The following is a 26,770-nucleotide window of genomic DNA, read 5'->3' as shown; positions in this document are numbered from 1 at the left end:
TGAGCCATGCAGGATTCGAACCTGCGACCCTCTGATTAAAAGTCAGATGCTCTACCAACTGAGCTAATGGCTCGTTTTATAATGGAAACTATATAGAACTTATATGTTCTATACTTTCTTGAATAAAACTTCTTGGTGTTGAATTTCGGTTTTAGTTGCTCAAGTTAGCTGATTTATTAAAACCTTTTTTGTTTAGCTTTGCTTATAGTAGTAGCAAATTTATTAAAGCGTTGTTTTTTTAGCTTTACTTATAGTGTTAGCCAATTTATTAAAGCGTTGTTTGTTCGGCTTTGCTTATAGCATTAGCTAATTTATTAAAACCTTATTTGCTCCTAATACCTTGCGGTATTACTCGCAAAACTTTTTTAACGTGAAGCGTTAAAAAAGTTTGGCTGGGGTAGCTGGATTCGAACCAACGAGTGACGGAGTCAAAGTCCGTTGCCTTACCGCTTGGCTATACCCCAACGATCAATAAACAACACAACTGCTATTCGCTACTCTTTTAATGTAGACATAAAATCAAATGTTATACATAAAAGTTGGTGACCCCTACGGGATTCGAACCCGTGTTACCGCCGTGAAAGGGCGGTGTCTTAACCGCTTGACCAAGGGGCCATTTAAGAATTTATTTGATTGTCGAATGCCGTCGTTCCTAATCGACTTTTCCTATTATAGAGACCTCACATTCATTCGTCAACACTTTTCATGTATTTTTTTCTATGAAATTTAAAACAACCTTGCAAAACCCTTAAAAACAAAGGTTTACAAGGTTGTTCGTACACATTAAATTCCGGTGATTTGCCCGCCGCATTTCCCACATCTATACTTTCGAACGTCCATTCTTCGTCTTCGTTCATACACCAACTTACAGGATCTACACTGGTAAACGTGAACCTTTTTAGGTTTGTCGTCTTTCATTCCTAACGGTTTACAATACCTTGGAGAATCTGTTTCTTTAAGCAGCTGTTTAAAATCTTGATCTCCATGGCGATACCCTTTCCCCTCTTGATGCAAATGGTAATGACATAATTCGTGTTTAATGATGCCGATTAATTCATCTTCATCATAAAGCTGAAGTACTGTCGGATTAATTTCGATAGAACCTTCTCGCAATTTATAACGGCCACCCGTTGTGCGTAACCGCGCATTAAAGCTCGCGACATGTAAGAAGGGTTTGTTAAATGTATCAATTGAGATGCGTTCGACGAGTTGTTGGAGTTCGTCCCTCTCCATCTTCACTCCCACCTCGCGCTTTTATTTTCCCGCTGGCGGAATCATTGTCAGCGAGATTCTTCCTTTTTGCTTGTCGACACTTTCCACCCATACGGTGACAATGTCGCCTGATGCGACCACATCAAGTGGATGTTTGACGAAGCCTTTCTTTAGTTTCGAGATATGGACTAACCCATCTTCCGATACACCAATGTCTACAAAAGCTCCGAAGTCTAGAACATTGCGGACAGTTCCTTGCATTTCAATTCCTTCATATAAGTCTTTAATGTCTAAAACGTCAGCTTTCAATAGCGGTTGCGGATAATCTTCCCGCGGATCGCGATTTGGTCGTTGAAGGGTGTCGATTATATCTCGTAATGTGACTTCACCAATGTCTAGCTTCGCAGACAATTCTCGAACATCTAACGACGCCAATGCTTCGACGGCTTCTGGTTTACCGATTGTATTTTTGTCTACTTGGGCCATAGCAAGAATTTTTTCCGCTGTTTCATAACTTTCTGGATGGAGACCTGTTGAATCAAATCGATCATCCGCCTCTGGAATACGCAGGAAACCAATGGCTTGTTCATATGTTTTCGCACCGAGTCTTGGGACTTTCTTTAACTGCGCTCGCTTTATAAATAATCCTTGCTCTTCACGTGCTTTTACAATATTTTCAGCTACTGATTTTGATAAGCCGGCTACATATTGCAGCAACGATGATGACGCTGTATTCACATTGACACCGACACGGTTTACTGCCGTTTCGACGACGAATGAAAGTGATTCTGACAACTTCTTACGAGCGACATCATGCTGATATTGGCCGACACCAATCGATTCCGGATCAATTTTAACAAGCTCAGATAATGGATCTTGAAGTCTACGTGCAATGGAAACAGCACTTCTTTGTTCAACTTGCAAATCCGGAAATTCTTCGCGCGCTTGGGCGGAAGCTGAATAGACACTTGCCCCTGCTTCATTCACAATTACATAGGAAACAGGTTGTTTGGATTCTTTAATGCACTCTGCAATGAAACGTTCAGTTTCCCGGGATGCTGTACCATTCCCAATTGCGATGATTTGAATCGAATATTTTTTTAGCAACGATAAGATCGTCGCTTTTGACGCTTCAGTATTCGGCTTCGGAGGATGCGGATAAATTACCGATACCTCGATCATCTTTCCTGTCTCATCGATCACCGCCAGTTTGCAACCTGTACGAAATGCGGGATCGACACCTAAGACCATTCTTCCTTTTAAAGGTGCCTGCAACAATAAGCTTTTCAGGTTCTCGGAAAATACATGGATTGCTTGCGTTTCCGCCTTTTCTGTCAAGGCGGTCCGTATTTCCCGTTCAACAGATGGTGCAATTAATCGTTTAAAAGCATCTTCCGCAGCCTCTTTCACTTGTGTAGCGGATGGTGCGTGCTGTTTAATAATGAACTGCCGCTCGATTCCCGTAACAATCCGCTCTGCCGGAAATGCAACTCCTACACGCAGCACTTCTTCCTTTTCACCACGGTTGAGCGCTAAAACTCGATGAGGAACAACTTTCTTTAGCGGTTCTTCATAGCCGTAATACATTTCATAAACGCCCCGTTCGTCTTGTGCACCTTTCCGCATGGATGAGGTAAGTTGACCGTCTGTCCACGCAAGCTTTCTGACGAGATCACGAATTTTCGCATCATCTGCAATGCGCTCTGCGATAATATCGCGTGCACCCGTTAGCGCTTCTTCGATTGTTGTAATATTTTTCTCTTCATTAATAAACTTCTTAGCAAGCACTTCCGGTGATTCAGGTCCAAACTTCAATAACTGATCTGCTAGCGGTTCCAAGGCACTTTCAATTGCAATCATGGCACGGGTCCGTCTCTTCTGTTTATATGGACGATACAAATCTTCAAGTCTTTGAAGGATTGATGCGTTTTGAATTTCTTTCTTCAAATCGTCCGTCATCTTCCCTTGTTCTTCTATTAAACGGATAACTTCTTCTTTACGTTGCTCAAGTCCTTTTTCATAATGATAGGCATCCTCAATTGCTTTAATTTGCACTTCATCAAGAGAACCTGTCACTTCTTTTCGGTAACGTGCGATGAACGGCACTGTATTTCCTTCGTCAAGTAGCGCAATAACATTTGCTGTTTGCACTGTACTAATCGACGCCCTTTTAGCCGTCGCCTCAATAATCTTTTTAACCATTGTTTTCATCCTTTCTTCCGATAACAACAGTTTACCATTTTTATTCATGCGAACCTATTGAAGTTACATGATCAAAGCACAAAAAAACCCGCTTCAATTATTGAAGCAGGCATCCAGCTATAAATGTAGCGTCATCACCTGGGTCGATCGTTTTTTCAACTTGGTTATACAATTCTCGAGCATTCGCGCTTTGTTTCAAACTCGCCTTCGGACTATTTAACGTGACACCGTCGGAATGCAGAAAAAACAGATCACCAATCGAATACTCATACTTTTGTGTTTTAACCTTTTGAGGTCTGCCTGACAAATACCCCATCACAGGAAGAGGATAAATCATTTTTTCACGGCCATGTAAAATGTATAGCCTGACATTGCCGATACAACTGTATTCAATTGTACCTTCGTCAAAATTCACCCGAACAATTGCTACGGCTGCACCACGTTTTTGAACCATATACTCGTTGCAACGATTTAACAGTTCATCAAGTGATTCGTGATGATATTCCGCTAACACTTGTGGGATAATTTCAGCGGATTGGCGGGCTACAATCCCATTCCCTAACCCATCTGCTATGGCACATATGAAGTAATCATTCTCAGCATGTATATAGTAAGTATCTCCTGATTCCGAGTTCCCACGTTTAGCTGCGTTATAAATGTATGCCTCAACATATTCATTAATAAACTCTTCCACTACGAAGCACCACCTGCCGTCAGTATGGCTTCTTGGAGTTTCTTGATAGCCTTTCTTTGCAATCTGGATACATGCATTTGCGAAATGCCCAGTCGCTCTCCCGCTTCTTTTTGACTCAGTTGCTCGATGTATGTATATTGAATGATCTGTTTTTCCCGTTCTGACAATACACTGAGTGCATTTGCCACCACAAGACGGTGATCTGTTCGTTCAAATCCATCATCTGCTTCGCCAATAATATCAAAGAGGGTAACTGTTCCGCCTTCAGAATCCGCTTCAAGCGTATGATCCATGGAGAGTGCTTGATAACTTCTACCCATTTCCATCGCTTCGAGCACTAGTTCCTCTTCTGTCTCCAAGTATTCCGCAATTTCGCTGACATATGGAGAACGCTGCAATTCTGTCGTCAAAATTTCTACGGCAGACTTAATCTTGGGACCAAGTTCTTTAATACGTCGTGGCACGTGGACTGCCCATGTTTTATCACGCAAGAAACGCTTAATTTCACCGACAATTGTCGGTACCGCGAACGCTTCAAAACTCCTGCCTAGTTCAGGATCATATCTTCTGATGGCACCGAGCAACCCAAGCATTCCTACTTGTACGATATCTTCATGATATGGTTTCCCATTGGAATACTTTCGCGCGATGGAGTGTACAAGTCTTTCATAATGAAGCACTAAGTTTGTCTGTGCCTCTTCATCGTTTGTCTCTTGAAATTTCCGGATCCAGTCTAATACTTGCTCCTTCGTATCCGGCTTATGAGTTGGCTGTTCGTTTGACATCTTCTTGCTCGCCTCGCTCTCCGCCGAGATGTTTGGTCATAAAGACCGTTACGCCCTCCTCATGGTGAATTTTCACTTCATCCATGAGCGTTTCCATCAAGTAAAGTCCTAGACCCCCTTCACGGAGGAAGCGCTCTTCAGATGCATCGCTATATGGTCCGACATGTTTTTTAGTTTCCTCAAAATCAAAACTTGAACCATGATCTGCAATCATGATTTCCAAGCGCTCTTCGTACATTGCACACCCAACAACTACTTCGCCTTCTTGTCCGTCTTGGTACGCGTGTTGGACTGCGTTTGTAATTGCTTCACTAGATGCAATCTTTAAGTCTTCAATATCATCGTATGTGAATCCGAGACGACTCGCAATTCCGGAAATCATCAAACGGGCAACACCGATATATTGCGTTTTTGCAGGTATCTTAATTTCGATATAATCATAATGTTGCATTGTTGTCCTCACTTTCCTTCACTTCAATATCGATAATTTCACTTAAACCTGTAATTTCAAATAGACGGTGCAATCGTCTGTTCAATCCTGTAATCTTTACATGACCACCATTGCTTGTTACCGCCTTATAAAATCCAACAAAAACACCTAGACCTGTACTATCCATATAATCCACTTCCGATAAGTCCAGTTCGGCAATTAAACCTTGTGTATTTTCAACTGTTGCTAACCGTTCTTTTAGCACTGGTGCAGTGTAAGCATCTATTTCTCCTACCACTTTAAAATATTGCACACTATTTTTCTCCAATGACTCAACTTGTAAATTCATAACTCGCACCCCGACTCTCTAAATTCTATTGGATACTATTCCTACCTTATTGAATACCCAGATCTTCAATTTTCAAACCTATTCCAGTTCTTTTTTGAAAATCACAATAGTAAAGTCGTCACTTAACCTGAACTCTTGCATTCCGCCAATTTCGTTGTACAGATGCTCTGCCATTTGTTGAGCTGGAAGATTTTTCACATCTACCAATAATCGTTGGATGGTATCCATCTCTACAAAGCCCTCTTCAGTCCGAGATTCTGTTACCCCATCCGTCATCATGACAACAAAGTCTCCATCTTTTAATGGAATGGACCGTTCTTCATAATAAGCGTCATTTTTCACACCGAGCAAAAGGCCTTTAGCGTCCAATTCAGCAAAACTGCTTGTTGCACTATCAAAATACAAGGCAGGTTCATGGCCAGCTGAAGCATAATGGAAATGCCCATTCGTACTATCAAACTTCCCATAGAACATCGAGATGAACATGGAATCATCTACGCCTTTTTCAACAATCCTGTTGACCGTTTCCAATACATTTCGAGGACTCGAATTCTCATGTTGGAGACCATCCATCCCGAATTTAATCATCGACATGCATAAAGCAGCAGGAATCCCTTTACCCATAACATCAGCAACTGCAACGCTTGCAGCATGTTCTTGATTCAAGAAATAAATGTAATCACCATTCATCTGTTGAGCAGGTTTTGAAACCCAACCAACATCCAATCCATGCACATTTGGACTAGTAGTTTTTAGTAATGTATCTTGAACTTTCGTTGCGACATTCATTTCCATCTGAATCGCTTCTTGTTTTCGCACGAGACTTTGATGCTCTCGAAGGGTCAATCCGTAATGAATCATCATTTCAATCAAGAAATCGAAAGAATCCCATACTTGCTTTCGTAAGTATGGATGCAATTCATACAATGCGTTCTTATGAATGCTAATGACGTCCTCAGGCGCTATATTTTTTTCAATAAAGCGCCTGCTGAATTGTTGCCCTACGTAAAGGTCCTCTTCGCTTTGGCTTTCCAAGTATTGTTTCATAATCTCTTTATAATGTGCACCGACTTCGTGAGGCATGTCCTACCCCCTCCCTTAATGGAGCCATTTCGTAGTCGTGATGGTTGTACCGACCCCAACTTCAGAGACAACTTTAAATTCGTCCATAAGCCTTTTCACACCAGGCATCCCTGCACCTAAGCCACCTGACGTCGAGTAACCATCTTCCATCACTTTACGCAAATCTGCGATTCCTGGCCCTTCATCTGAAGCTATGATCTTAATACCAAAGATTCCACCTTCAGAAACTCTCTCAATCTCTATCTTCCCTTGTCCCGCATACAAATAAATGTTTCGCGCTAGTTCGCTGATCGCCGTCGTAATACGTGCTTGATCAACAGTTCCGAAACCGGCCTTCTTTGCTTCGTTACGTCCTAACTGCCTTGCAGCAACGATATCCCATTCCGTTATTATCTCTACAGAAGACCTACAGTTCATGGTCAGGCCTCCAATTCTTTAGTTAATTTATCCAAACCGTTTTCTAAATCGAGTGCCGTCATGACATTATTCAATCGGATTCCTAGTTCAATCAATGTAATCGCAACAGCTGGCTGAATCCCTGTTATGACAACTTTCGCTCCCATTAAACCTGTCATATTAATGACGTCTCCTAACACTTTCGCGATAAAGGAGTCAATAAAGTCAATTGGTGTCAAATCGATAACAACGCCAAGTGCTGAAGTTTCATGCATTTTATTCAAAAGATCCTCTTGAAACTGGATTGCTGTTTGGTCATCTAATTCCCATTGAATGGACACGATAAGGACTTGGTTCAATTTTAAGATTGGAATACGTGTTTTCATTGTGCTTCCACCTCCACAATTGCACGGTTTGTCATTGCCAATGCTGCTTGCATGCCGCGTTGCAATGTACTTTTTGTAGTGAATTCTTGCAAGTTAATACCAAGAGCAACAATCGTTTGTGCGATTTCAGGACGTATGCCGACAAGCATGCATTTCGCTCCGACTAACCGAACTGCATCTGCTGCCTGAATGATATGGTGAGCTACCATCGTATCGACTACAGGAACCCCTGTTATATCCAATAAAACAACTTCCGCTCGTTGACTGACAACGCCTTCCAACAGGTTTTCCATGATCAACTTTGCTCGTTCCGTGTCAATTGTACCGACTAAAGGCATGACAGAGATTTTCTCCACAACCGGTATTAACGAAGCGGAAAGTTCTTGTAACGCAATTTTTTGCAAACTGACCGTCCGTTCCCATTCAGAAGAATAGGCATCGATAATACTTTCCCGTAGAGGGTCAATCCAATTTGAGAATAATGTGATGAAACCTCGCAAGTTCTCATTTGTAATAATTTCGTGCTCTTCCAACAGTTCGAAGACGACATTTGAAAAGTTATCAATAGCTTTGTTTACAAATTTAATAGCCCAACCAAAACGGACGATTTTTTCTGTGAAGTCATTGATTTTGTCAGCGTCAATTGTCGCTTTTTCTTGGATATTAGTGGTCATCAACTCTGCAAATTCACGACTTGTTTTCTCTACTAGATGTTCGGGCATGAAATGGAAGAATCGTTCCCCTTTTTCTTCTTTCATCCGTTTAATCCATCTTTCTATTATTTCATCCATATGTTGATTGATGCTATTGACCATGAGTGTGTTCATACGTCCCTGTGCCTCCTCAAAATAAAATTCCTGTTATCTATTGTACCTAAAAAAGACAAAGGAAACATCTATTAGGGTCACTATACAGAAAAAACACCCCGGAATAAACTATTCCGAAGTGCTTTTACACTATGTATTCTAAAATTTGACTAAACCAAAACTGATTTCAAGTGCCTCATCAACCCGCTCCATCAATGATTCATCCAAATGGGTAATTTTATCTGTAAGCCTTGACTTGTCGATGGTGCGGACTTGTTCGAGCAGGATGACAGAATCCCGCTCGAATCCGTATCGCTCCGCAACGATTTCAACATGTGTCGGCAATTTTGCTTTTTGGATTTGGGCAGTAATTGCTGCAACAATCACTGTTGGGCTAAACCGGTTACCAATGTCATTTTGAATAACAAGTACTGGTCTCGTCCCTCCCTGTTCGGAACCAACGACAGGCGACAGGTCTGCAAAAAAGACGTCTCCACGTTTTATTGCCAACTTTTCATCCTCCGCTTACGAGACGTTCCATCGTATGCTGGGCTTCGAGCTCCGCATGCAAACATTCCTTTGCAATTCTTAAGTTGATTTGCGACATTTCAACGTAGCCGACCATCATCGCTTCACGGATGTTAACCGCTTCATGACTCGTCACATACCGCTTTGTTGAAACATAAACGAATTCTCCACGCTCCGGCTCCAGATGGACGGTCGTATGTTCAATTTCATTTACTATTTCTTTGGGCATCTTATCAATGATTTTTCTGACGTTTTTCTCTCGCATTTCTAGCACCTCCGACAGACCCCGTTCCCTCGATCGATTCTATTCCAATCTATCTTACCATTGAAGTTCGACAATGAGAAGACATAGTAGGATTTTTATTGACAAGAATCTTCAAATTTTGTGGTCATTTGTCGAAAGGCGGAACAGTAATCATCATAACCATTCGAGGTTCAATATATTCTCGGTACTCGTTTTGAAATGGTCACCGCTATTTCGTATGGGATTGTTCCTAATCGGAGTGCCCATTCTTCCATTGTGATCTCTTCCTCACCTTGCACACCAAGCAACGTCACTTTCTCTCCGATTGGCAGTTCCCTAGGCATCTTCACCATGCATTGATCCATACAAATCGTTCCAACAATCGGCATTCGTTCACCAGCAATGAGCACTTCTTGGCCCCGTAAACCTCTTTTCAACCCATCTGCATAACCAATTGGAATGGTACCAATCCACTCGCCTTCTGTCGTTTCATACGTACCTCCATAACTAATACGATTACCTTTTTCCAAGTATTTCACATAAGCAAGTTCTGTTTCCAATGTAAAGGCTCTGTGTAACCGAAAAGGTAATTTAGATTCGACAAAACTCGATGGTGCAATCCCGTATAAGCTAATGCCAAAGCGGACAGCATCCAATGCATACTCCGGATATAAAAGCGTTGCTGCACTGTTTGACGCATGGACAATTGGCGGTTTTTCCGGAAATGCCGCCACTAACGCCATAAACTTTTGAAATTGCTCAATTGTCGGTTCAGCATTCTCTTCATCCGCACAAGCAAAATGCGTGAATACCCCTTCCACTAAAATGGAACTAGATTCATGAACGACTTCAATGATTTCCTTCAGTGCACATTCGTCCCTAAGACCGATGCGCCCCATGCCACTATCAATTTTCACATGAATGTTCAGTGGCCTTTCGTATTGGGTACCGTAAACAGCTGCTTGCAGCCACTTTGCATCGGATACCGTAACGCGAATATCCAATTCCACCGCTTTTTCCGCAAATTCAACCGGAGAAGGACCCATCACCAAAATTGGTGAAAGGATCCCTCCTTCCCTCAGTCGAATCGCTTCATCTGGCGTTGCCACTGCCACCATCATTGCTCCTGCTTCAATAGCAGCTTGTGCCACTTCAACCTCACCGTGGCCATAGCCATCTGCTTTCACAACAGCTATGACCCCAGTTTGGTCAGGTAAATACCGCTTGAGATTCTTCAAGTTTTCTTGTATCGCGTTTAGCTGAATCAACGCTCTTGTTGGTCGATAGTTCATGATGTGCTCCATTGCTATCCCTCGATTAGATACTATTTTCTATATTATCAATCTTAGGACCACGCTACGTCAAATAATGTTATTTACTGTCTTCCGCAACCATTGAAGAAGCTACCTCAATTAGTTCCTCTGGCGTTAATGTTGACGAGGCAACAAAGAACGCTACGCCGTCCTGCTCCCAACGAATCGAGTTATCTGTCAGCGCCGCTACAGCGAATCCTAGATCGACCGGATCTCCTTCAACGGATACTTCCATTTGCATTTCCGGTGTCTCAGCAGGCTCTTGCACAACAACGAATTCCTTACTACCGCCACCGAATGTCATGAAGGATCTTGTTCCATTCTCCACATCGACAGTACTTTCTTCTAATACAGTCCCTTCCCAGCTGAGGTTCGGGTAATACTTCTTCAGGCCTGTTTCATCGCCTTCTTCAGTGGATTGTGGTTTTTTCTCTTTTTGTATGTCTTCCATCTTGACGTCATAATCAGAAGCTTTATGCTCCACACCTAATGTGATTTTCTTAAAGGTCACCCGAATTTTCTCTTCATTGTTTTCATCCATGACAGAAACGTGTTTTGGCAGCAAAGTTTTCTTGTCGACATGAATTTGTTGGGTAGGCAAGACTTTTTTGTGGTTGTTACGGGAAGCCGTTTCAAACACATACGTCTTATCCTTTTCTACCATTGTCGAATTTTTATCCGCTTTAATGTCATCGGATAACGTGCCGATTAAGTACGGCATACTGTTTTGTGTCGGCCAATCGCTTTGGAACTTATACGTTTTTCCAAGAGACGGTGTAATAACGAATACCCCTTCTTCATTTCGCACGATCATTTGGGACTCTTCCGTACCACCTTGTGTCACATTCACTTTGTAAAAGTCAGGCTTCGTGTGCCATACGGTAACATCATACATCCTTGGTTCTGAACCAGTTTTGATCTCCATCGTCGCTTGCAACTCATACCCTTCCGCCTCGTTCCATTTACCACTGAGCTTTTTCATGACATTCTCTTTTGAAGGTGTTCCACAAGCTGCAAGAAGTGCCATGATTGCAACTAACATAAAAACAAAAATTCGGCTGCGCATTCAGTTCATCCTTTCTCATTTCAATCGGGTAGGTCATCTTATGAGAGTGGACAGTCAATTATGCGAGCTTGTTTCACTTCCGTGAATTATTTCAGCAAAATCACTTGTGCTGCAGCAACCGTTGCCGTATGGGTGATTGAGACAAACCCCGCCACTTCCTGATTACGGAAAAATAGAACGGGTTTCCCTAAAGAATCTTTTAAAATTTCAATTTCACCAAATGCGCATTCACTTCCAATCCCGGTTCCTTTCGCTTTGGCAAACGCTTCCTTTGCGGCGAATCGCCCTGCTAAAAATTCAACTTTCCGGTGTGGTGAATATGCCGCATAAAGAGCAATCTCTTTCGGGGTTAAAATCCGCTCACGGAACTTAGCGGACTTTTCGTCCAATCGGGCAATCCGTTCCAACTCTACAATATCAAGTCCAATTCCTTCGATCATATCAACAACTCCATTTATTGGTCACTTTCACTTCTTCTTGTGATAAAAAATCTGTATAATGAATGTAAAGGTCAGGTGAAAAAATGTTTATTCGCACAGAAAGTTTTTCTCAATACATTCGACGTTATCCTTTTGTAACCGCAATTATCGTGCTCAATATCCTTGTGTATATCATTACTGGATTGCCAATCCGCCAAAGTAGCGAATTGTACTTTTTAGGTATGGGCTATAACCCACTAATTGCAGATGGAGAATGGTGGCGCCTTCTCACACCGATGTTTCTACACTTCGGCATTACGCACCTTCTCTTTAACATGTTTTCCTTGTTCATATTTGGACCTGAGCTCGAACGAGTTGCTGGCAAAGCAAGGTTTCTAACGATTTATCTTTTGTCTGGGGTTTTTGCCAATATCGCTTATTTCTTTTTAGGCGACTCCAGCATTCCACATGTCGGAGCAAGTGGTGCAATTTATGGGATTTTCGGTGCTTTTGGTGCTTTGATCTATTATACGAAAAAAGCACTTCCTCAACTGCGACAAATTATGTTGCCCATCATTATCATTAGCGTCATCATGACGTTTTTACAGCCAAACGTCAATATTATCGGTCACATCGCAGGTCTCGTCGTCGGATTCCTCATCGGGTTAAGCTATTTTCATCCAAAAAGAATTATTAGCTGGCGATAAGAAAAGGTGGAGCAGGAATGTTATTCTCTCTCCACCTTTTTCTTTATCTACTTTCTGCGTCCGCAACTTCTATTTCTTTTGGCAATTTCCCTTTTTCATACCACAATAAAATGCTCTCCGCAGCTTCCACGTCCATATGTTGCACATTCGCGCTGTATGAACCTAATCCAGATTTCACGTTGGACACGATTGTTGCAACGCCTTTACGCTGATGAAAATAACTTTGCTTCATGTCCATTGATTGGATCCGCTTTTTCATCATATATGCCGTTTGCAAACTGATGCCTCGAAAACGCATCGTCAACTGGTGATCAATGATGTCATAGGCCGCCGAGCGATGTTGCCACATACCAAGTGCCAATACCGCTGGAACAATCGCCAGTGAGAACAATCCATACGGGAAAAAGAAATAGATAAGTGCGCCGATGACAGGCGCCATCCATAGGAAGTCAATCCGGTAATAGAACGGCCTTCCCTTCAAGCTCAATTTATTCCGCGGCTCTTTCACATGGAGCTCAGGGAATATTTCCTGTAAATGGTGTTCCACTTCTTTCTTTTTAATGAGCGGGAATAAATGAATTTTAGAGCTTTCGCTTATGCCGCCCCCTGCACTATGAATTGTCACGGTCGCGTACCCGAAAAGTTTGCGCAAAGGGTTTTCGACTACGACAACCCCTTGGATTCGTTTCAACGGGACCGTCACCCTCTTTTTCTCCAACAAACCTCTTGTAATGATGATATCTTCCTTATCCATCGAAACGGTAAAGTTATAATGAGATAAAAACGTCATCCCTACTGACAAAATCCATACGCCTAGTAATCCGAGGAAGACAACAATGGCGACAATGAGTACACCGAACTTAATGAACTCTGACACTTCTTCAAATACACGCTCATACGGCAACAACTCACCAAACTGGGACAGGAAGATCGCTGCACCCGACAGAATGACACCGATTCCCCCGGATGTAGTAGCCAGAACGAGCAAATCCTTTGTCGTCATCGTGAAGAGTTGGCGCAATGCCGATGTCTCTTCTTCAACCGGTGAGTCTACAAGTAGTTCTTCTCCTTCAGCAACCGCTTCACGAGGCGCGTGTTTCTTCCGTTTCTTCGCATCCGCCATCTCTATTTCAATCTGTTTCGCCGCTTCTTTTGTAATGGCAGTCAATTCACCTTCAGCTTGTTTTGCAGTGGAGCTGCCAGCCGTCTCCACTTTCACTTTCACCAGTCCGAATGGTCGATGAAAAATCCCTTCGGTATAATCCAAACTTTGAATACGGTCAAACGGAATGTAACGCTTCTTTTTGACGAAGAGCCCCGATTCTATTCGAAGTTCATCGTCTTCGAACCAATAGACAAATCGTCTCCATTTAATCACACCACTGATGAATAACAAGATGATGAGCGCTCCAAATATGATGAATGATAAGTAATCTACAAACCACAGTCCTGTTCCGCCGTCTTTCCAACCATTTGCAAATACAAGCACGATAAGTGGTAAAATTGCTTCTTTCATCGTTTTTAACATTTCAATAATGGCAGATACCCAGTGAAGCTTATAACGTTGCTGTTCAGACATCGTCTTCCGCCACCCTTGCAAGCACCGAAATCCTGCCTCGCAATTCATCAGCTTCAACCATGATGAGTGCGGGAATTGTATGCACTGTTGCCGCTGTCGAGATGGATATTTCAGCTAATCCGTATTTCCGGAGAATCGGTCCTTGTGATGTATCGACATGCTGGACTCGAACCATCGGAATGAGCGTTCTTTTCACAACAAAAAGTCCGTGTTGCAGTTCAATTTCCGACTCACGCACTTCGTAACGCCAACGCATCCATCGTACTTTCGGGAATAACAAGATCATGAAATACGCAAAAACGATGAGGACACCCGCTTCTATTAGGTAAATCCACCAAGGCCAGTCAAATATGTATACAAGTACTCCACCACCGATTGCGACGAGCGCTAAAATGATCGTTTGAATGATGCCATATAGACGCCACACTTTTAACCCTTTCGGAGAAATCCGATTTGCAGGTTGTGCTCTCATAGAGCCGACACCCCTTTCTATCTTTCTATTGTATACGTAGCGCAAAGAATAATGTTTCGTTTTTCACAAAAAAACCTTGGGAGAGTGTGTACACTTCTCCCAAGGTTCTTGAATATTATCTATCTGATTTTCCTCTTGAACGGTCTCTACGGTTTCCACCTTCACGGTTTCCACGACGAGAACCGCCGCTACCATAACCACGTCCGCCCCCGAAGGATCGACCGCCGCCACGGCTACCTTTGTAACCACCACGATCACGGGATTGCGTTTTGCGCGTAGGCAATGGACGCTCTTCCGTAATTTTTACTGGTGTATCATCCGGCTCGTTCGTTAATGCACGAATCGCTGCCGCCACGATATCTTTTGCTTCGAAGTTTTCAAGAAGCTCAGCCGCTAATGGCAAGTAGTCATTTAATTCGTTTTTCGCAAGAACTTCTTTCAACTGCTCCATCGCAACGCGTTGTTGACCGATCAAAGCCTCGTCCTCAGTTGGTGGTTGTAGTGGTGTCATACGCTTTTTCGTTGTTTCTTCAACAACACGTAAATACCCCATCTCACGTGGCGTTACAAAAGTAACTGCCATTCCACTCTTACCAGCACGACCTGTACGGCCAATACGGTGTACGTAGCTTTCAGGGTCTTGTGGAATATCAAAGTTGTAAACATGTGTTACACCTGAAATATCCAAACCACGAGCAGCAACGTCAGTCGCAACTAATACATCAATTTTATTTTCTTTGAATTGACGAAGAACTGACATACGCTTCGCTTGCGTCAAATCACCATGAATGCCTTCTGCAAGGTATCCACGAATGCTTAATGCGTGAGAAAGCTCATCGACACGACGTTTTGTACGGCCGAAAACGATTGCCAATTCCGGCTGGTGAACGTTCAATAGACGGGAAAGCACGTCAAACTTTTCTCTTTCATGTGCTTTTACGAAATATTGGTCAATGTTTTCTACCGTCATCTCTTTGGACTTGATTTTTACGATTTCTGGATCTTTCATGAACGTTTCTGCAATTTTACGGATTGCTGGAGGCATTGTAGCCGAGAACAAGAGCGTTTGGCGCTCAGCAGGTACAGCAGCCAAAATCGTGTTAATGTCCTCAATGAAGCCCATGTTCAACATTTCATCCGCTTCGTCCAATACAAGTGTTTGAACGTTGCTTAACTTCAATGTTCTACGATTAATGTGGTCTAAGATACGTCCTGGAGTCCCAACAACGATTTGCGGGTTGTTGCGTAAAGCTCGAATTTGCCGACCAATTTCTTGGCCACCATACACAGTCAATACACGAGCGCGTTTTCCGTATCCAATTTTATAAAGCTCTTCAGATACTTGAATCGCCAATTCTCGTGTAGGCGCGATTACAAGCGCTTGAACGGACGGGTTGTTTACATCGACTTTTTCAATTAGCGGAATACCGAATGCAGCTGTTTTCCCTGTTCCGGTTTGTGCTTGACCAATTACATCTTTACCTTCCATACCGAATGTAATTGTGCTTTCTTGAATAGGTGTCGCTTCTTCGAATCCCATACGCGTTAGAGCGTTTTGTGTAGACTCACTAATATTAAGTTCTGAAAATTTCGTCAAACTTCTCAATCTCCTTTGGTTTCTTCATTTAGCAATTGGTTACATTTGCAAATGAAAGCACGGCAAATTCGAGCCTTTAACTTCTATGGGAACGTTTCCGATATTTTTGCATACTCTGGAGTGGGCAGAAGCTCTTCATCGAACTTCGTATAAAATCAGAGGTTATAGTTGAAAAGGAAGCTGGTCTTTGCCGATCGATTCATCCCTGTGTTTAGGTGAAAAATCGTTTTATTCAAAAAAAAGTACTCTTCGCCACCGGAAGAGTCTCGTGTAAATGTATCCAATACTCATAGTAGTTTACCATGTCTGCGGACCATCCGCAATGATATAGCATTAATAGTAATAATCAGATTCCTGTCTTATTCCTCACACATAAACGTATACACTTTCGTAAACCAATCTTGGCAATCATCGCTATAACAAATGTGATGTTTTCCTTTATCTGAAACGATCAATTGCTTTTTGGAAGAGCCCAGCGATTTAAGGAGATGGTCTCCAGTAGCGAAAGGAACAATTCCATCTTTTTTCCCTTGAACGACACAAACTGGCGTCGTCACTTTTGAATAATACGGCTCCACCATCTTCACAAGACGTAGAAACTCCTTTGTTGCATGGAGTGGCGTATGCCGTAATTTGTATTCATACAAGTGATAAAATGTGTTCGGCGGGTATTTCTTCGTCACCGATTCCGCTAGCATGATTGCAGCATCTTCGATGAGAATTTTCGGGCTAATGTATTTTGCTGCTGCACTTAATAGGACAAGTTTATCGATTGGATAGCGTAACGCCAAGTAGATGGCAATGAGCCCACCCATTGAGAAACCGACAACAATTACCCGATCCACTTGTTTACGTAACTTGTTCAGCGCAAGTTCTGCTTCCATCATCCATGATTCCGCCGAAACGTTCTTCAAGTCCAGCGGGAAATCATGGCCAGGTAAAACGGGTACTGCTAGCGTCCAGTCCGTCAGATCCTTCAAATAATTCATAAACGGTCGGACTTCAAAAGGTCCGCCGGTGAATCCATGAAGAAAAAGGACACCCGTTTTCATTGCTTTTCTAATGCCTTTACGATTGTTTCAAGCGCCATTCCTCTTGAGCCTTTGAACAATACAATCGATTGTTCATCTGTTAAGGATTGCAGCTTCTCAATTAATGGTTCATATTGGTTTTCTGACCAAACTACCGTTGTTTGTTCCCCGTTATTTTGCAGCTCTTCATATAGCCATTTCATTCGCGGACCATATAGAAGGATTCCTTCAAGTTCTATTGTGCGTAACTGTTCTGCAATTGATTCGTGGTAATGACGTTCATTGTCACCAAGTTCAAGCATATCACCCAATACCGCCCATTTTTTAGAGCGCAGGGATGTTTCGTGTAAAAACTGCAATGCTGCCTGCATAGATGTTGGTGCAGCATTGTATGCATCATTGATGAGAAGCGCTCCGTTATCCGCTAGGATCGGTTGCATCCTCATATCCGTTAGTTTGGACTGCATGAGCGCAGAAGCAATTTGTTTACCGTCTAGTCGTAATTCGTTTGACACCAAAATTGCCGCCAATGCATTCTTCACTTGGTGTGCACCATACACAGGGATTGTAAAACTGCCGCTAAGTACTCCAGCGACGGTAAATTGACTGCCGGTATCACCAGAAATGATTTCTGTAATAGCTAGATCATTTGATTGTCCGTATCCAAATGACACCGCTTCTAGTTCTGGTGTTTGGTTAACAAGCGTTTGCAACAACGGTTCGTCACCGTCATAGAAAAGCTTTCCGCCTTTTTGCAAGCCATCGATAATTTCAAATTTCGCCTTAGCGATGCCTTCACGAGAACCTAAATCTTGCAAATGGGCTTCGCCAATATTTGTAATGACTACATAATGCGGCTCTGCCAAGGTGGATAGAAAAGAGATTTCTCCAAAACCACTCATACCCATTTCCAAGACCGCAATTTCCGTATCTTCCTTCAAATTAAGGATAGTTAACGGCAACCCTAATTCATTGTTAAAATTCCCTTCCGTTTTTTGCACATTAAAATACGGTGCAAGCGCACTAGCCATTAAATCTTTCGTCGAAGTCTTTCCATTTGAACCGGTAATTCCGATGAACTTGCACGTCAATTCTTTTCGAAAAGCGCGTGCAAGCTGTTGAAGTGCCTGTTCAGGATCGTCAACGAACAGGAGTGGGATTGTAGTCGGCGCATTTGGTTCGTCTTTCATCCATAACGCGGCAACCGCACCTTTTTCAATCGCTTGTTGCACATATTGATGGCCGTTCACTTGCTCTCCACGAAACGGAATGAACAAATCACCAGGAGATACCGTTCGTGAATCAATGGATGCACCTGTAACGAGGACATTATCCATTAATTGTCCTTCTGCTTGAAGCCAACCTGCCAATTCAGTTAAACGTCTTTTCACAGTTCATCACACTCAATCCATTGTATATTGTATTTTTTTCTTTTCTTCGTGGCGCTCAATCGCCAGTTCGATTAACCGATTGATCAATTCCGGATACGACAGACCAGAATGTTGCCATAATAACGGGAACATGCTCGTTGGCGTAAAGCCAGGCATCGTGTTCACTTCATTGATGAGCACTTCGTTTTGTTCGGTTACGAAGAAATCAGCACGTACTAATCCTGCACAATCGAGCACTTTGAACGCACGGATTGCCATCTCTTTAAGCGTTGTTTCCACGTCATCTGTGACAGGTGCCGGTATTAACAACTCCGTACTGCCATCTTGGTATTTCGCTTCATAGTCATAAAACGCGGCGACAGGTTTAATTTCTCCAAGGACGGAACAGCTTGGTTCATCGTTCCCTAATACACTTACCTCAACTTCACGTGCTGTAATCCCTTGTTCCACAATAATTTTACGATCAAATTTCAAGGCGAAATCGACCGCTTTTATAAGGCTGTCGTGGTCGACTGCTTTGCTAATGCCAACACTTGAACCGAGATTTGCAGGTTTTACGAACATTGGGAACGACAACTCTTGCTCCATTTTATCGATTAACAATTCTCGGTCTTTTTGCCATTGTGTACGAATGAAGTGCACGTAAGGAACTTGTTTCAAGCCGACATGTGCAAATAGCTGTTTCATAACGACTTTATCCATACCTGCCGAAGAGGCAAGTACTCCGTTTCCGACATACGGTATATTCATCACTTCAAAAAAGCCCTGAACCGTACCATCCTCTCCATTCGTTCCGTGCAATAAAGGAAGAATGATATCAGGTGTTCCATTGTTATTTAAAAAGTCCTGAATGCTATCAGGCTTGGATTCATCACGTGTTAAACGCAACTGTTCAATCGTTTCAGCCGGACCTGCTAATGCTTCCCCTTTTCTCCACTCACCATCGTATGTTATATATACTGGAATCACTTCGTATTTACTATAATCAATTGCATGTGTCACAGCTCTTGCTGTCGATAGGGATACTTCATGCTCAGCGGATTTCCCACCATATACTAACCCTAGTTTTCTTTTCATCTAGATCCCTCGCTCACATTAGATTTCATTCTTTCAGTTTACCATGAAAACCATTGCTTCTCGACAAATTTCCCCTCAGTGAACAGATGGGAAGTTTTCTAAAAACACCACACGTTTGCTTTTTTTAATTCAAGATGTATCTTACAAATGAATAGCTACGTGCATTGTCTGTCGGCAACCTTCTACTATGGAATGCGTCAAGTAGGAGGCAGATACATCTCCTTGTTTCCTGTATACTTACATTACATGAGCCCTTTATTAGTATGTGTATGCACATTGTAAACATTATTTCCAAGTCACTTTTTCATCACTGCGGGCGTGTGAACTCTTTTTTCCGCGTATCGTGCACACATCGACTCCCTACTTTGGATTCATCCTACTTTGATTCGTAATAAATGCGTACAAACGACACATTATCCGTTATAATAGTCATTGGTTTCTACAAAACTAACACTAACTGTTAAATAGGTGAATTGAATGAAAATAGACCAGAAACCTGTAGAACGTTTTGACTGGACACTTGCATTCATATTAATGCTGTTCGGCGTCATTAGTATTATTGCAATCGCCTCTGCTCAAACTACAGGACAATACAAAACGAACTTTATACCTTCTCAAATCCAATGGTATGTTGTAGGCTGTGTCATCATCGCGATTACGATGTATTTGGAACCTGAACAATATAAAAAAGCTGCATGGATTATTTATGGAGGCGGGATTTTACTCTTATTCACGTTGTTCATATTACCTGACAGTTTATCAATTGTTGAGCCTAGAAACGGAGCGAAAAGTTGGATTCACATACCAAAACTCGGTAGTATCCAACCCGCTGAATTCATGAAAACGTTCTTCATAATCGGGTTAGCGCGTGCTATCACAAAGCATCACGAGCGCTATGTGGAGAAGACCATACAAACTGATTTTCTCTTACTTGGAAAAATTGCCGTCATTCTCTTCATCCCGTTATTCTTCATAATGCAGCAACCCGATTTAGGAACAAGTTTAGTGTTTATTGCTATCACGATTGCGTTAATCATTGTTGCCGGCATATCATGGCGCATAATATTACCGATTTTCACTGGAACGGCTGCGCTTGGATTGACTTTATTATGGATGGCTTTGTATGCACAGGAGTTTCTCGCGAAATTCGGGGCCAAACCCTATCACTTTGAGCGAATTTATTCTTGGGTGGACCCTTATTCGTACGCTTCAAACGAAGGCCATAACTTGATCAGTTCGTTAAACGCTATCGGTTCGGGCGAGATTTTCGGGAAAGGATTCCAAGGACGTGAAGTATATGTGCCTGAAAGCCATACCGATTTCATCTTTAGTACAATCGGGGAAGACTGGGGTTTCATTGGGGCAAGTCTTGTCATCTGTCTTTATTTCTTCCTAATCTATCATATGACGAAAATCACGTTGGAATTAAAAGATATGTTCAGTACGTATATATGCGCGGGTATTATCGCTATGATTACTTTTCATGTGTTCGAAAACATCGGCATGACGATTCAACTGTTGCCGATCACTGGTATTCCATTGCCTTTCATCAGCTATGGCGGAAGTTCACTGATGGGGAACATGCTTGCAATCGGCCTCGTTTTTAGTATGAAATTCCACCATCGGACGTATATGTTCAGTTCAGATGATGAGGATTAATTGAACGCTCACACCGCTCACTGGTGTGAGTGTTTTTTTCTCTTCAAAATAGTAACTGGCGAAACAGTCATAAATCATGGCAGCTGAAGAATACAATTGGACAAGCACCTTCTTTCATTAGAAAAAAAGAAAAGCTCCCGACGTTATGTGGGAGCTTTCCGTTATGACTGTATTTGTGGGTCACTTGCAGGTGGCGCGAGGGCTTTCAGCATGTCTAGACGGGATTTCGTTGCAGTTGCCGAAACACCCAACTTCGCCAAGTTGGAGATGATTTTCTTTAAATCAACTTTCTCGTTCGCCATCTATTCCACCTCGACCTTTCTATATGTTGTTGACGTAATTGTGCAATGGAAAGTTTCAATATGGTTAAGAAATTCATTCCATTCTTCATCTATACACATTATACCACTCCTGTCCACTTTTAAATCTTTCATTTATGTTACAATTATAGATTTTTTGTAAATACTTTATACACATTCCGTAAAATACCACTTCATGTTTTTTATTTGCCCAATTGTTTCGCACATCAAACGCATTGAACAGAAATTAGTAAAACTTATTTTTACTATGCGTTTGTCTCGGTTGACATACCCCTTATAGGTATATTATGATGCAAGTAGTGGAGGAGGCATGAGTTTGACGAAAGATCTAATGAACAATGATAGTACGTTAGAAGAGTCCTGCAGAAAAAGTCATCATCCCGATAGTGTGAAGACGAATTTAATCCATCGCTTGAATCGAATCGAAGGACAGATTCGAGGCATTAAAGGGATGGTTGAGACAGATGTTTATTGTGATGATATTATTACCCAATTGTCTGCGACTCAATCAGCACTTAATAGCGTTGCTAAAGTTCTACTGGACGGCCATCTAAAAGGCTGTGTCAAAGATCGTCTAGCAGAAGGCGATGATGAAGTGCTGGATGAACTGTTAATTACGATGACAAGATTGATGCGAAAATAAGGAGGAACTTATTCATGGCAGAAAATACAGTATTACACGTAAAAGGTATGTCTTGTGGACATTGCGTAAAAGCAGTGGAAGAGAGTGTCGGCAAATTAGATGGAGTCAACGCTGTCCAAGTGGACTTAAAAGCGGGAACGGTTGAAGTAACTTTCGAACAAGGTCAAATTAGTGTAAAAGAAATTACAGAAACGATTGAAGACCAAGGATACGATGTTGCCTAACTGCGGATTTCCGCAGTTTCTTTCGCGCTCCAATATACCCCCTACCCCTATATTAGTTTGTTAGAAAGAAGGTGTTGTCATTGACTGAAGTGAAAAAAGACATTGCGATTACAGGCATGACTTGTAGTGCATGTGCGAATCGGATTGAGAAAGGGTTGCAACGCTTGGATGGTGTGAAGTCCGCCACTGTAAACTTTGCTACTGAAAAAGCAGCTGTTTCATTCGATACGGAGTTAACCGATAGCCAAGCAATTCAAGAAAAGATTCGTTCACTCGGATATGATACCGTAAAAGAAGAAGTTGATTTACAAATTTCAGGAATGACTTGTGCTGCCTGTTCGACACGGATTGAAAAGGGATTATCACGAATGGAAGGTGTGCAAAAGGCAGCAATTAACTTGGCATTGGAGACTGGCAAAGTCGAGTATGATCCAACTGTCATTCGTTCAGCTGATATTATTGATAAAATTAAGCATTTAGGCTATGACGCTGCATTGAAAAACGAAATTCCCGAAGGCTCAGAGGATCATCGCCAAAAAGAGATTAAGCAGAAGACACGCCTCTTTTATGTTTCCGCTCTCCTCTCCTTCCCTCTTCTTTGGACGATGTTCGCTCATTTTTCATTTACGTCATGGATGCCTGTTCCAGACTGGCTCATGAACCCCTATGTACAATGGTTCTTAGCTACTCCCGTCCAGTTTGGCATTGGGTGGATTTTCTATGAAGGAGCATACTTTGCACTGCGCAATAAAAGCGCAAATATGGATGTGCTTGTCGCACTCGGAACATCTGCAGCATACTTCTACTCTGTCTATTTAGTGTTAATCGACTCGACGCATGGCCTTTATTTTGAAACAAGCGCCGTTTTAATTACACTAATTTTACTTGGAAAATTGTTTGAGGCGCGTGCAAAAGGCCGTTCGTCAGATGCGATAAAAAAGCTTATGGGCTTACAACCTACGATGGCGCTCGTTGAAAAAGATGGAAGTGTTGTCGAAATTCCAATTGGGGATGTACAAATCGGGGATATTCTCGTCATCCGCCCAGGGGCATCCATTCCGGTCGATGCTGAGGTCGTATCAGGTGAATCTGCCGTAGATGAATCAATGCTTACAGGAGAGAGTCTTCCAGTGGAAAAAACAGTTGACGATGTTGTCTATGCCGCAACTGTTAATGCAAACGGTTCTTTAAGAGTTCGTGCAAGTAAGATTGGAAAGGACACAATGCTATCGACGATTATTCGTGTTGTCGAAGAAGCACAGGGGTCTAAAGCACCCATTCAACGACTCGCCGATCAAATATCAGGCGTATTTGTACCGATTGTTGTCGGTATTGCGGTTGTCACTTTCCTCGTTTGGTATTTTGCCGTGACACCTGGTGATTTTGCTCAAGCGTTAACAGCAATGATTGCTGTATTAGTCATTGCTTGTCCATGTGCGCTTGGTTTGGCGACACCGACTTCCATTATGGCGGGTTCCGGGCGCGCGGCTGAACAAGGGGTTTTATTCAAAACGGCTGAAGCGATGGAACAGACGAAAGCGATTGACACAGTCGTATTGGATAAGACCGGAACAATCACAAAAGGTGTACCGGAAGTAACGGATTTTCTCGTTGCGCATGGCAGAGACAAGGACCGTCTTGTTGCGTTAGCGGCAGCAGCAGAAAGTGATTCGGAACATCCTGTCGCAAAAGCAATTACTTCTTTTGGATTGGATACAGTTGGTGATATTCCAAACGTTGAAAAGTTTGAAGCGATACCAGGTCACGGTATTTATAGTGTCGTCCGTGGTTCGACTGTGTGGATGGGAACACGGAAACTGTTAGCGGATCAAGCAATCGAGATGGACCCTTCAATTTCAGATGCAGCCCCATTGGAAAACGAAGGGAAAACCGTCATGTATATGGCCATGAACGGTGTGCACGTTGCAACGATCGCTGTTGCCGATACGTTGAAAGAGACGTCTACGCAAGCGATTCAGGAACTGCAGGCGTTAGGGCTCAATGTGATCATGTTGACAGGTGATCAAGAAAGAACAGCAAAAGCGATTGCCGCTATGGCAGGCGTGGATCACGTCTACGCAGGTGTTTTGCCAGAGGGCAAAGCGGAAATTGTCGCCTCGTTGCAAGCTGAAGGAAAGCGTGTCGCGATGGTCGGTGACGGGATCAATGATGCCCCTGCACTCGCCGTTGCGGATATCGGCATGGCGATGGGCACAGGAACAGCGGTTGCCATGGAAGCGGCTGACGTCACCTTAATGCACGGAGATTTACTGCGTGTGGCGGATACGATTCGCATGAGTCGTTTAACTGTGAAAAACATTAAACAGAACTTGTTTTGGGCGCTCGCTTATAATTCAATCGGTATTCCGATAGCCGCCGCTGGTTTATTGGCACCATGGGTAGCAGGTGCAGCGATGGCATTCAGTTCCGTATCGGTTGTCTTAAATGCATTGCGTTTGCAACGTGTGAAGTTGAGATGATGAAGATGAAATCCCCTTGCCGGCTTTATTGGTGAGGGGATTTTTTGTTTGGTGGAGTTATGCGGTGTTTGGCGGAGTTATGCGGCATTTGGCAGATTTATGGTAAGCGTAAAAGGATCTGCACCTGTTTTTCCGGGTGCAGATCCTTTATTTTAGTAATGAATCCTTTAATTTGTAGATAGGTAACATTGCTCCGGCAGCTTTTTCGACCAAGGGAACAATTTTGCAAGCTCATTCACATTGTTCTTATCAATGTTAGGAAGCGTTTCATAGAGGTGAACTAGATAGGCTAAGACATTTAACTTATTCTCTTTCGCCGACTCCACGATACTATAAAGGATGGCAGTAGATTGAGCCCCTTTTGGAGTAATCGAGAATAGTGAGTTTTTCCGTCCTAATACAAATGGTCTGATTGATCTCTCTGCTCTATTGTTATCAATGTCGAGTATTCCATCTAAAAAAGGACGCAGTAACTTCTCTTTTTGATTGATTCCATATTTAATTGCTTTACCTAGTTGGCTTTTCGGTGTGACTATTGGTTGAATGGATTGAAGCCATGCGAAAAAAGCCTCTGCGAGTGGTAAACTTTCCTTGCGGCGCACCTTACGGCGCTTTGCGAAAGATTGAGAGGTGATTTTTCTTTCAATTTTATAAATCTCTCCAATTTTCATAAGTGCTAATTCTGAAAGAGTGGGCGCTTCTTTCTTGTTCTTTGGGGCAGCTTTTACAGCTTTATCAAAATAACGCCTTAAGTGTGCCCAACACCCTGAGAGACTAACGTTTTCCAACCCCTCATAGCCTGAATAGCCATCTGTATGAAGCGTTCCCTTAAAATTTTCCAAAAAGAGTTTTGGATTAGTAGCGCTTCGAGTTGATGAATATACATATATGGCACATGGAGGCCCAATCCTCCCAGTCCTGTATAACCAAATATATGACTTCGAAGAAGGCTGCTTACCCTCTTCGTACAAAACTTGTTGTGTTGACTCGTCTGCATGAAGTACTGGAAGCGATAAAATAAATTGATGCATCGCAGAGTAGAGCGGACGAAGTAGTTCCTCTGTAGAAAGGACTAACCAATTGGACATCGTCTGCCTAGATAGATGAACACCCAATTGGCGAAACTGTGCCTCCAACCTATGTAGTGGCGTGGCATACATATACCTTTGCGTCACCACATAAGCAATCGCTGAAGGTGATGCCATGCTTTTAGGAATGACAGCTTCTGGCATTGAAGCTCTTACAATTGGTGTATGAGTATTCTCTTTCTCGCATGTTCGACAAGAGAAAACGTCACGTTCGTGTTGGACAATCTCTGCGCGAGCAGGGATGATCTTGATTTCACGGCGGATCTCTTTTTCATCACATGCATAGAATGACCGCAATCTGAACAGGCCTGCTCCTTTAAGGGCAGGCTGTGGTGAACGACTGTTACAGGTAGCTCATTGTTTAGGCTTTCCCGAACTTTTCGTTTCTTTTTTTTTTGATTGTAAGCTTTTGAAGTTCCTTGCACTGTCGTATTTTCCAGGGTAGAAGAATGTGATGTTTCCTCACCAAAAAGTGTCAATTGACCACTCGGAAACTTCTCACTTGAAGCTCCGAATTGGCGTTGCTTTTGTAATCGAAACATCTCTTCGTACCTAGCTATGATTGCTTTTAGACAGAGTAGTTCCTCTT

28 protein-coding genes, 3 tRNA genes and 1 pseudogene (1 of these 32 cut by a window edge) are annotated in these 26,770 nt (G+C 42.6%); 5 read left to right on the top strand and 27 right to left on the bottom strand.

Features of this window, described 5'->3' with window-relative positions:
• From ACVHUV_RS06035 to acpS, 18 genes are all read right to left on the bottom strand, one after another.
• Nucleotides 1-73 (bottom strand) — tRNA-Lys (locus ACVHUV_RS06035) (it extends 3 nt beyond the left edge of the window).
• Nucleotides 74-389: 316 nt separating this feature from the next.
• Nucleotides 390-464, bottom strand: a tRNA-Gln gene (locus ACVHUV_RS06030).
• A gap of 76 nt (nt 465-540) precedes the next feature.
• A tRNA-Glu gene (locus ACVHUV_RS06025) sits at nt 541-615 on the bottom strand.
• A gap of 168 nt (nt 616-783) precedes the next feature.
• Complete coding sequence (locus ACVHUV_RS06020) at nt 784-1,233, bottom strand: SprT family protein (RefSeq protein WP_462086419.1); 450 nt, start codon at nt 1,231-1,233, stop codon at nt 784-786.
• A gap of 21 nt (nt 1,234-1,254) precedes the next feature.
• Nucleotides 1,255-3,414: a Tex family protein gene (locus ACVHUV_RS06015; RefSeq protein ID WP_462086418.1), complete on the bottom strand. Its 2,160-nt coding sequence runs from the start codon at nt 3,412-3,414 to the stop codon at nt 1,255-1,257.
• A gap of 97 nt (nt 3,415-3,511) precedes the next feature.
• Nucleotides 3,512-4,108 (bottom strand): PP2C family serine/threonine-protein phosphatase, encoded by a 597-nt coding sequence (locus tag ACVHUV_RS06010; RefSeq protein ID WP_462086417.1) that lies wholly within the window; start codon nt 4,106-4,108, stop codon nt 3,512-3,514.
• Entirely contained in the window at nt 4,108-4,893 is a 786-nt protein-coding gene (gene sigB / locus ACVHUV_RS06005; protein ID WP_462086416.1) for an RNA polymerase sigma factor SigB, read from the bottom strand. Before sigB ends, ACVHUV_RS06010 begins: the two co-directional genes overlap by 1 nt.
• Nucleotides 4,868-5,344 carry an anti-sigma B factor RsbW gene (gene rsbW / locus ACVHUV_RS06000; protein ID WP_317946741.1) on the bottom strand — a complete coding sequence of 159 codons (477 nt, stop codon included), beginning with the start codon at nt 5,342-5,344 and terminating at the stop codon, nt 4,868-4,870. The genes sigB and rsbW overlap by 26 nt, the downstream gene beginning before the upstream one ends.
• Nucleotides 5,331-5,672, bottom strand: coding sequence for an anti-sigma factor antagonist (locus ACVHUV_RS05995; protein WP_317946743.1), 342 nt, complete (start codon nt 5,670-5,672; stop codon nt 5,331-5,333). Before ACVHUV_RS05995 ends, rsbW begins: the two co-directional genes overlap by 14 nt.
• Nucleotides 5,673-5,750: 78 nt before the next feature.
• Nucleotides 5,751-6,755: a PP2C family protein-serine/threonine phosphatase gene (locus ACVHUV_RS05990; RefSeq protein WP_462086415.1), complete on the bottom strand. Its 1,005-nt coding sequence runs from the start codon at nt 6,753-6,755 to the stop codon at nt 5,751-5,753.
• 15 nt (nt 6,756-6,770) lie between these two features.
• A complete protein-coding gene (locus tag ACVHUV_RS05985) occupies nt 6,771-7,172 on the bottom strand; it encodes an anti-sigma regulatory factor (protein ID WP_462086414.1) in 402 nt (133 codons plus the stop codon).
• A 2-nt stretch (nt 7,173-7,174) separates the two neighbouring features.
• The gene (gene rsbS, locus ACVHUV_RS05980; protein WP_317946748.1) at nt 7,175-7,537 is read right to left on the bottom strand and encodes an RsbT antagonist protein RsbS; all 363 of its coding nucleotides are present in this window, start codon (nt 7,535-7,537) and stop codon (nt 7,175-7,177) included.
• Nucleotides 7,534-8,364, bottom strand: a complete 831-nt coding sequence (rsbRA, locus tag ACVHUV_RS05975; protein ID WP_317946749.1) for an RsbT co-antagonist protein RsbRA — start codon at nt 8,362-8,364, stop codon at nt 7,534-7,536. The genes rsbS and rsbRA overlap by 4 nt, the downstream gene beginning before the upstream one ends.
• Nucleotides 8,365-8,502: 138 nt before the next feature.
• Nucleotides 8,503-8,853 (bottom strand): type II toxin-antitoxin system PemK/MazF family toxin, encoded by a 351-nt coding sequence (locus tag ACVHUV_RS05970; RefSeq protein ID WP_317946750.1) that lies wholly within the window; start codon nt 8,851-8,853, stop codon nt 8,503-8,505.
• A gap of 4 nt (nt 8,854-8,857) precedes the next feature.
• Nucleotides 8,858-9,136, bottom strand: a complete 279-nt coding sequence (locus tag ACVHUV_RS05965; protein WP_317946751.1) for a transcriptional regulator — start codon at nt 9,134-9,136, stop codon at nt 8,858-8,860.
• Nucleotides 9,137-9,306: 170 nt separating this feature from the next.
• Nucleotides 9,307-10,419, bottom strand: coding sequence for an alanine racemase (alr, locus tag ACVHUV_RS05960; protein ID WP_462086413.1), 1,113 nt, complete (start codon nt 10,417-10,419; stop codon nt 9,307-9,309).
• Nucleotides 10,420-10,486: 67 nt separating this feature from the next.
• On the bottom strand, nt 10,487-11,494 hold the full coding sequence (locus tag ACVHUV_RS05955; protein WP_462086412.1) for a LolA family protein: 1,008 nt from the start codon (nt 11,492-11,494) through the stop codon (nt 10,487-10,489).
• A gap of 86 nt (nt 11,495-11,580) precedes the next feature.
• A complete protein-coding gene (gene acpS, locus ACVHUV_RS05950) occupies nt 11,581-11,934 on the bottom strand; it encodes a holo-ACP synthase (protein ID WP_462086411.1) in 354 nt (117 codons plus the stop codon).
• 83 nt (nt 11,935-12,017) lie between these two features.
• Here acpS and ACVHUV_RS05945 point away from each other — a divergent pair, with 83 nt between their 5' ends.
• On the top strand, nt 12,018-12,620 hold the full coding sequence (locus tag ACVHUV_RS05945; protein ID WP_317946755.1) for a rhomboid family intramembrane serine protease: 603 nt from the start codon (nt 12,018-12,020) through the stop codon (nt 12,618-12,620).
• Between the two features lie 43 nt (nt 12,621-12,663).
• Here ACVHUV_RS05945 and ACVHUV_RS05940 read toward each other — a convergent pair whose 3' ends face one another.
• The 6 genes from ACVHUV_RS05940 to ACVHUV_RS05915 all read right to left on the bottom strand — a co-directional run bounded on the left by ACVHUV_RS05940 (nt 12,664) and on the right by ACVHUV_RS05915 (nt 19,767).
• A complete protein-coding gene (locus ACVHUV_RS05940) occupies nt 12,664-14,199 on the bottom strand; it encodes a PH domain-containing protein (protein ID WP_462086410.1) in 1,536 nt (511 codons plus the stop codon).
• Nucleotides 14,192-14,671: a PH domain-containing protein gene (locus ACVHUV_RS05935; protein ID WP_462086409.1), complete on the bottom strand. Its 480-nt coding sequence runs from the start codon at nt 14,669-14,671 to the stop codon at nt 14,192-14,194. Before ACVHUV_RS05935 ends, ACVHUV_RS05940 begins: the two co-directional genes overlap by 8 nt.
• Before the next feature lie 115 nt (nt 14,672-14,786).
• The gene (gene cshA, locus ACVHUV_RS05930; RefSeq protein ID WP_317946758.1) at nt 14,787-16,268 is read right to left on the bottom strand and encodes a degradosome RNA helicase CshA; all 1,482 of its coding nucleotides are present in this window, start codon (nt 16,266-16,268) and stop codon (nt 14,787-14,789) included.
• A 359-nt stretch (nt 16,269-16,627) separates the two neighbouring features.
• Nucleotides 16,628-17,320 (bottom strand): alpha/beta hydrolase, encoded by a 693-nt coding sequence (locus tag ACVHUV_RS05925; RefSeq protein WP_462086408.1) that lies wholly within the window; start codon nt 17,318-17,320, stop codon nt 16,628-16,630.
• On the bottom strand, nt 17,317-18,690 hold the full coding sequence (locus ACVHUV_RS05920) for a UDP-N-acetylmuramoyl-tripeptide--D-alanyl-D-alanine ligase (RefSeq protein WP_462086407.1): 1,374 nt from the start codon (nt 18,688-18,690) through the stop codon (nt 17,317-17,319). The genes ACVHUV_RS05925 and ACVHUV_RS05920 overlap by 4 nt, the downstream gene beginning before the upstream one ends.
• 12 nt (nt 18,691-18,702) lie before the next feature.
• On the bottom strand, nt 18,703-19,767 hold the full coding sequence (locus tag ACVHUV_RS05915; protein ID WP_462086406.1) for a D-alanine--D-alanine ligase: 1,065 nt from the start codon (nt 19,765-19,767) through the stop codon (nt 18,703-18,705).
• A gap of 477 nt (nt 19,768-20,244) precedes the next feature.
• Between ACVHUV_RS05915 and ACVHUV_RS05910 the strand changes: the two genes are divergently transcribed.
• Nucleotides 20,245-21,426 (top strand): FtsW/RodA/SpoVE family cell cycle protein, encoded by a 1,182-nt coding sequence (locus tag ACVHUV_RS05910; protein ID WP_317946762.1) that lies wholly within the window; start codon nt 20,245-20,247, stop codon nt 21,424-21,426.
• Between the two features lie 161 nt (nt 21,427-21,587).
• Here ACVHUV_RS05910 and ACVHUV_RS05905 read toward each other — a convergent pair whose 3' ends face one another.
• Nucleotides 21,588-21,728, bottom strand: a complete 141-nt coding sequence (locus ACVHUV_RS05905; protein ID WP_317946763.1) for an Lmo0850 family protein — start codon at nt 21,726-21,728, stop codon at nt 21,588-21,590.
• Nucleotides 21,729-22,077: 349 nt separating this feature from the next.
• Here ACVHUV_RS05905 and ACVHUV_RS05900 point away from each other — a divergent pair, with 349 nt between their 5' ends.
• The 3 genes from ACVHUV_RS05900 to ACVHUV_RS05890 all read left to right on the top strand — a co-directional run bounded on the left by ACVHUV_RS05900 (nt 22,078) and on the right by ACVHUV_RS05890 (nt 25,093).
• Nucleotides 22,078-22,389 (top strand): metal-sensitive transcriptional regulator, encoded by a 312-nt coding sequence (locus tag ACVHUV_RS05900; RefSeq protein WP_462086868.1) that lies wholly within the window; start codon nt 22,078-22,080, stop codon nt 22,387-22,389.
• Between the two features lie 14 nt (nt 22,390-22,403).
• Nucleotides 22,404-22,613, top strand: a complete 210-nt coding sequence (gene copZ, locus ACVHUV_RS05895) for a copper chaperone CopZ (protein WP_317946764.1) — start codon at nt 22,404-22,406, stop codon at nt 22,611-22,613.
• A gap of 80 nt (nt 22,614-22,693) precedes the next feature.
• A complete protein-coding gene (locus ACVHUV_RS05890) occupies nt 22,694-25,093 on the top strand; it encodes a heavy metal translocating P-type ATPase (protein ID WP_462086405.1) in 2,400 nt (799 codons plus the stop codon).
• A gap of 167 nt (nt 25,094-25,260) precedes the next feature.
• Here ACVHUV_RS05890 and tnpC read toward each other — a convergent pair whose 3' ends face one another.
• Complete coding sequence (gene tnpC / locus ACVHUV_RS05885; RefSeq protein ID WP_462086404.1) at nt 25,261-26,478, bottom strand: IS66 family transposase; 1,218 nt, start codon at nt 26,476-26,478, stop codon at nt 25,261-25,263.
• 50 nt (nt 26,479-26,528) lie between these two features.
• Nucleotides 26,529-26,723 (bottom strand): annotated as a pseudogene (locus tag ACVHUV_RS05880) (transposase domain-containing protein); the annotation flags it as partial.
• Nucleotides 26,724-26,770 lie beyond the last annotated feature (47 nt).

This window comes from Sporosarcina saromensis (assembly GCF_054901285.1).
This window is presented reverse-complemented; position numbering and strand designations above follow the sequence as displayed.